A 7,256-nucleotide genomic window follows, 5' to 3' on the forward strand; every position below is an offset into this window, starting at 1 on the left:
AGTGCTACCGATTCCTGATTTGGTCGCGAGATTTGGACTGCATGTTGGGTATCAGTTTAAAGACATCGAGCCGGAGCGGGTGAGGCGCATTGAGAGGTTTGATGCGTTAATTGCTAAGCACGAGGCTTTCTGGGTAGAGAGACTGAGGACGTTGCAGCCCATCACGATTCCCTATGCACAGAGGACTGTATCGCACTTAAAGTCGAAGCAGTACGCGAGTGTAGAGATACCCATCTCACTAGAGATCGCTACCTTTCTGGAAAAACGCCATCCAGCATGGAACCTGGGCGAATTTCTGGAAGCTGCTTTTACCACTTATCTGGCTCGTATCGGAGGAACTGAATGTTTTGATATCGGATTTAGAGATGTCAAGTTACAGCAGGAGATGGTAGGACTGGAAAACCTTTTTGCCTCCCATGTTCCTTGTCGCGTCAATATAGGGTACGAGCAAAGTTTTGAGGAAGTTTTTGAAGCTTTGAGACAACAGGTGGAGTTAACCAAACTTCACTTGACTTATGGGCGTGATGTCGTGCCTCGGTATCCGGCTCTTCGTTCATTGTCGCAGACTGATTGTGAGGAAATGTTTCCGGTGGTCGTAGAGCGGGTAGAAAAGCTCGATAGCTACCAAGCAGAGCCTGGAAATGAGCTGACTCTAGTTATTGCCTCAGATGGGAAAAAATGCTTTTGGTTCTATAACACCTCGGCGTTTGATGGTGACAGCATTGCCAGGATGCAAGATCAGTTTGCTATTTTTTTGCAAGGTATTGTCACCGACCCTGCCCGTTGCGTTGCCCAAATTCCCTTGCTATCTGATCCTGAGCGTCACAAAATTCTGGTGGATTGGAATGATACTCAGGCAGATTACCCCAAGGATAAGTGTATCCATCAGTTATTTGAGGCGATTGTGGAGCAGACACCTGATGCGGTGGCAGTAGTCTTTGAGGATGAGCAACTTACCTATAAAGAGCTGAATCAACGAGCTAATCAGTTAGCGCACCACCTTGGGAATTTGGGTGTGGGTGCAGAGGTACTGGTGGGGCTCTGTGTAGAGCGATCGTTAGAAATGGTAGTGGGATTGCTTGGCATCCTCAAAGCGGGTGGTGCATATGTACCCTTAGACCCAGCGTACCCCAAAGACCGCTTATCCTATATGTTGTTAGATTCACAAGTCTCAGTGGTGTTAACGTCCGAAAAGTTGGTAGCCCAATTGCCCGAACATACAGCGCGTGTAGTTCGCTTGGATGCTGACTGGGGCGTAATTGAACAGATGAGTGAAGAGAATCCACTCAGTAATGTGCAAGCAACTAACTTAGCTTATGTCATCTACACTTCCGGCTCAACAGGCAAGCCAAAAGGAATCACAATTGAGCATCGCTCCGTTTTAAATCTTGGTACGGGTCTTCATCAAGCTATTTATGTCCATTACCAGGAGTCTCAACTTCGAGTTAGTGTGAATGGGTCTTTATCATTTGATACTTCTGTAAAACAGATTATCCAGCTCCTTTATGGTCACACCCTTGAAATTGTACCGGAAGCAACTAGATTTGAGGGGAATGCCTTGTTATCCTTCCTGCAAAAGCACAAAATTGATGTATTTGACTGTACGCCATCGCAGCTGGGAGTGCTGATTGCAGCAGGACTGCTGGCATCCAAGTCAGCGCCTAAAGCTGTGCTGGTTGGAGGAGAAAAGATTGATGAATCGACTTGGCTTGCACTGCGAAAAACGGAGAACATTAATTTCTATAATGTTTACGGTCCAACGGAATGTACCGTAGATGCCACCGTTTGCTCGGTGAGAATGGCAGGTTCTAAGCCAATCATCGGTCGTCCCATAACTAATACACAAATCTACATTCTAGACCGCTATCTCCAACCTGTTGGTGTAGGAGTTGCTGGCGAACTATACATCGGTGGTCATGGTCTGGCAGGGGGATACCTCAACCGTCCCGATTTGACATCTGAAAAATTTATCCCTAACCCCTTCAACGATCAACCAGGTTCGCGCCTCTACAAAACAGGTGATGAGGCACGCTATCTCAGTGATGGTAACATCGAGTACCTCGGTCGCATCGACAACCAGGTAAAGATTCGTGGCTTCCGTATTGAACTTGGAGAAATTGAAGCAGCGATCGCGGAGTACCCCGGCGTGCGAGAAACTGCGGTTATAGCGCGAGAAGATGTTCCCGATCAAAAATATCTAGCCGCCTACATTGTACCTAACCATTCCTATGCGATCGCCACGAGCGAATTGCGAGGTTTTCTCAAGCAAAAACTGCCCGATTACATGATCCCAGGAGTGTTCGTGGTGTTGGATGCCCTGCCACTAACCCCCAACGGCAAGGTAGACCGCCGCGCCCTACCGGCACCAGAATTTCAACCCGAACTCCAACAGTCCTTACTAGCCCCAAGAACTCCTATTGAAGAGATGCTAACCAGCATTTGGGCAGATGTCCTGAGAATTGAAGTTGTGGGCGTTCACCACAACTTCTTTGAACTGGGCGGACATTCCTTATTAGCCACTCAAGTGATTTCAAGGGTGCGGGATACCTTGGCAGTCGAATTACCGCTCCGCAGTTTGTTTGAAGCTCCCACGATTGCCGAATTAGCCTCGCGGGTTGAATTAGAGCTCAAGAACGGACAATCACAAGAAGCAGAGCCTCTTCTACCAATTCCCAGGTTAGAGTCCATCCCATTATCCTTTGCTCAAGCTAGGTTGTGGTTCCTCGACAAGTTACAGCCTCTCAGTGCATTTTACAACATCCCTCTTGCTTTGCGTCTTAGCGGTCAGCTCAATATAGCGGCTCTAGAATCCAGCATCAACGAAATTATCCAGCGGCATGAAGCCTTACGCACAAATTTCACAACACAAGAAGGTCAACCCGTTCAGATTATCGCTTCAACTTTGAATTTGAAACTGCTTGTTGTGGACTTGCTTTATCTAACAGAAAGTTCGCGAGAAATCGAGGCGCAACGATTGGCTTTTGAAGAAGCGAATCGACCTTTTAACCTGGAGCGAGATCCTTTAGTCCGAGGTACGGCGCTACAGTTAGGTGAAACAGAGTACATCTTAGTGATCACCATGCACCACATTATTTCTGATGGTTGGTCGCTGGGCATATTCGTGAGGGAACTAACAGAACTTTACAAAGCATTCTGCACAGGAGCGCCTCCTGTTTTACCTCTGTTGCCAGTACAATATGCCGACTTTGCGGTTTGGCAGCGACAGTGGTTATCTGGAGAGGTATTGAAAACCCAGCTTCACTACTGGACGGAACAACTCAAGAACGCTCCGAATTTATTACAATTGCCGACAGACCGACCGCGAAAAGCTATTCAAACCTTCCCCGGAGGATATTACTATACAGCCTTTGACAAGGAGTTGAGCGCAGAAATTACTGCTCTGAGCAAGCGATCGGGAGTCACTCTGTTTATGACCCTTGTAGCAGTGTTTCAGACATTACTGTACCGCTTATCAGGTGACGATGACATCGTAGTGGGTACGCCTGTAGCTGGTCGCAACCGACGGGAAATTGAAGGGTTAATTGGCTTTTTTGTCAATACTTTAGTGCTGCGAACCAACCTCGGTGGCGACCCCAGTTTTGAGGAGTTACTTGGCTCCGTCAGGGAAGTCGCGCTGCAAGCTTACACGCATCAAGACCTGCCCTTCGAGCAGTTGGTACAAACATTGCAACCAACACGAGACTTAAGCTATACGCCGCTATTTCAAGCGATGTTTGTCCTCGACGACGCTTTAGTGCCTTCTGTGAAACTGCCTGAGTTAACGGTAAGCTCGTATTCGGTAGAAATCGGCACAGCCAAGTTGGATTTGACTCTATCAATGGAGAATACTGCTGATGGATTGGCAGGAGTATGGGAATACAATGCTGACCTTTTTGATCGGGCCACTATCGCTCGCATGGCCGGACATTTCCAGACTTTACTAGAGGCTATTGTAGCTAATCCTCAACAGAAGGTTTCCTCTTTGCCTCTCCTCACAGAGCAAGAGCGGCACCAGCTATTAGTAGATTGGAACAACACCACAAAAGAGTATCCCTCTGATAAATGTATCCACCAGTTGTTTGAAGAACAAGTGGAGCTTACGCCTGATTCCGAAGCGGTGCTTTTTGAAGATAAAAAGTTGACCTACCGAGAGCTTAACCAACGGGCGAACTGTCTGGCACATCACTTGAGAACTCTGGGCGTGGGACCCGAAGTTTTAGTGGGAATTTGTGTAGAGCGATCGCTAGAAATGGTAGTAGGCCTGCTGGGCATTCTCAAAGCTGGTGGAGCTTATGTACCGCTAGACCCGGCTTATCCCCCCGAACGTTTGGCTTTCATGCTAGAAGATTCCCAAGTAGGAGTGCTGCTGACTCAAGCACGGTTGGTCGAATCTATTCCCAAACATCAAGGATGTATCGTTTGCTTAGACACAGACTGGGAAATCATTGAGCGACAGAGTAAGGAGAACCCTGAATGCAGCTTCACCCCTGAGAACCTGGCTTATGTGATTTACACTTCGGGGTCTACAGGGAAGCCCAAGGGTGTTCTAGTTGCGCACTCTGGGGTAAGCAACCTGGCTACAGCACTGATCCAGATATCCGATGTGCAACCGAACAGTCGTGTCCTCCAGTTTTGCTCTTTGAGCTTTGATGGTTCAGTCACAGAGCTTGTCATGGCCTTGCTGTCGGGAGCGACCATGGTAATGGGAACCCGGGACTCTATGCTACCTGGACCAAGTTTAATTCAGCTATTACGTGACTTTGAGATCACGACTGTTGCCCTACTACCATCAGTGCTAGCGGTACTGCCCGCAAATGAACTACCAGCGTTGCGGACAGTAATAGCCGCCGGAGAAGCCTGCTCCCGCGAACTCGTAGCTAAATGGTCAGCAGGTCGTCGGTTCTTTAACGGTTATGGGCCGACAGAATGCACTGTCTGTACCACCATGGTCGAATGTACTGATAGTAAAGAGGCACCGCCCATCGGTCGGCCCCTTCCCAACACCCAGGTCTATATTCTAGATGCCCAAAAACAGCTTGTCCCGATCGGTGTTCCCGGAGAGTTATACATTGGCGGTGTTGGTGTAACACGGGGCTACCTCAACCGACCCGAACTAACTGCCGATCGCTTTATTCTCAATCCCTTTAGTAACGACTCGGGTTCTCGTCTTTATAAAACTGGCGACTTAGTCCGCTACCTACCTGATGGCAATATCGAATTTTTAGGCCGCATCGATCACCAAGTTAAAATTCGTGGCTTTCGCATCGAGCTGGGCGAGATTGAGGCAGTGCTGAGGCAAAACCGCGCTGTCCAGGATGCCGTAGTTATAGGCCAAGAGTACGACCTTCATGACAAACGCCTAGTGGCCTATGTGGTTCCGAGCCAGGAGCAAGTATTTTCCACCAGTGAACTACGTCGCTACCTAAAGCAGAAACTGCCCGACCACATGGTACCTTCTGCATTTGTGCGACTGGAAGCACTGCCGCTAACACCCAACGATAAGGTGGATCGTCGGGCTCTGCCAATGCCAGACGGGATAAGGTCAGTGGAAGAAACTTTTGCCCCGCCTCTTACCCTTTTTGAGGAAGTGCTGGCTAACATCTGGAGCGAAGTTCTCAGGCTTGACTCGGTGGGTATTCACGACAATTTCTTTGAGTTGGGGGGACACTCTCTACTAGCCGTGCGCCTATTGGCACAAATTGAGAAAACCTTCGGGAAAAATCTCCCTTTGTCCACTCTCTTCCAATTTCCAACCATTGAGCAACTGGCTAACATTCTCCGCCAAAAAGGATGGTCAGCACCTTGCCAAACGCTAGTGGTAATTCAACCCGGAGGTTCTAATCCGCCTTTGTTCTTTATCCATGTACTTGGCGAGGGTCTAAAGTTCTGTCGCTCTTTGGCCCGTCATCTAGATCCTGAACAACCCATTTATGGGCTAGCAGTAGGGATTATGGATGAAGTTTCTGTGAATAAGATTGAGGATGTTGTGGCTTACTATATCAAAGAAATGCGAAGCATCCAACCAGAAGGCCCTTATCTTTTAGCAGGTATATATTGCGGAGGCCGAATAGCCTATGAGATGGCCCAGCAGCTCCAAGCGCAAGGTCAAAAGGTAGCTCTGCTAGCCTTGTTAGATACTTTAAAAGATGGCGAAGCCATCAAAATAATACCTGTCAAAGAGCGGGTTTTGGTGCACTGGAATAACTTTTTACGAATTGGTCCTGCCTACTTCTTAAGCAAGAGGAGGCTAGTGGAAGTTAAGAACCGGCTAATGAGTATTTGCTGGGAGTTTTACGAGCGTATGGGGCTTCCTTTGCCTCAAGCTTCCCAAAGCTTCACTTATCGAAAGAAAAAAGAGGAGGGAAATACCGAGTGGGTATTCGCACCGAAGCAGGTTTACCCGGAGCGAGTGACCCTCTTCCGCCCTATCGAGAACATGGGCTTTATAAACCCTGATTTGGGATGGAGCGAACTGGCTCCTGGAGGATTGGAGATCCATGATGTTCCAGGCGATAGCTTTAGTATGTTACAAGAACCCCACGTACAGGGGCTGGCTGAAAAATTGAGGGATTGCATAGATCGTGTGCAGGGGGATGATTTAGCCCACATTCCGCCCCTGTGTTCAAACCCGTTTGTTTGCGATAACTAAGATTCGCAGGGATATCACATTCAGACAAGATGGGTACTTACGTAACTGACACAGCAATCGCAGTAAGTAAGTCGGCGGGAAAGTTTATAACCCAATACGGTTCACTTAGGAATGAAAAATAAATAACTTAATGAATTACTCAGGTTGGGGTACGGCTCGATCATTCCATTTGGGCAAATATTCATCAAAAACAATTTGCATAGTATTTTTGAAATTATCCTGGGGGGTGACAAAAAAGCCTACGAGATAGACTGTATAAGGGCTGCTGCCCGCATACCTTGTTGATAAAAGCGGCGTTTATTTGGAGTTAACTTCATTAACTGTTCTACCTCGTCAGAATATTGTTCGAGATAATTAACCCACTTTTCTCCATCTAAACCAACACCAAATCTACTCCGTCTTCGATATCTTTTTTTAGGTTCTTTGCGGCGAGATACATATTTTTGTACCTGCTTTTTTGTCATTTCAGTGCCTTGAAATATTCCCGAACAGTAGGCGAGCGTCATGAGCAAAATCATGTTAATAAGTCCGTCTCCTTTTAAGCTAGTTCCTTCAAGATCGTAGCCGCCTGTTTTACAATCTCGAAACATTTCTTCAATGCCCATCC

At 47.6% G+C, this 7,256-nt stretch carries 1 protein-coding gene and 1 pseudogene; one reads left to right on the forward strand and one right to left on the reverse strand.

The features are described from left to right. The first annotated feature begins 19 nt into the window (after positions 1-19). Positions 20-6,649 carry an amino acid adenylation domain-containing protein gene (locus QUB56_RS35800; protein ID WP_332961113.1) on the forward strand — a complete coding sequence of 2,210 codons (6,630 nt, stop codon included), beginning with the start codon at positions 20-22 and terminating at the stop codon, positions 6,647-6,649. Positions 6,650-6,888: 239 nt separating this feature from the next. Here the strand turns inward: QUB56_RS35800 and QUB56_RS35805 are convergent. Further along, positions 6,889-7,256, reverse strand: a pseudogene (locus tag QUB56_RS35805) (IS4 family transposase); the annotation flags it as partial.

Source organism: Microcoleus sp. AR_TQ3_B6 (genome assembly GCF_036702785.1).
Classification (GTDB): Bacteria; Cyanobacteriota; Cyanobacteriia; order Cyanobacteriales; family Microcoleaceae; genus Microcoleus.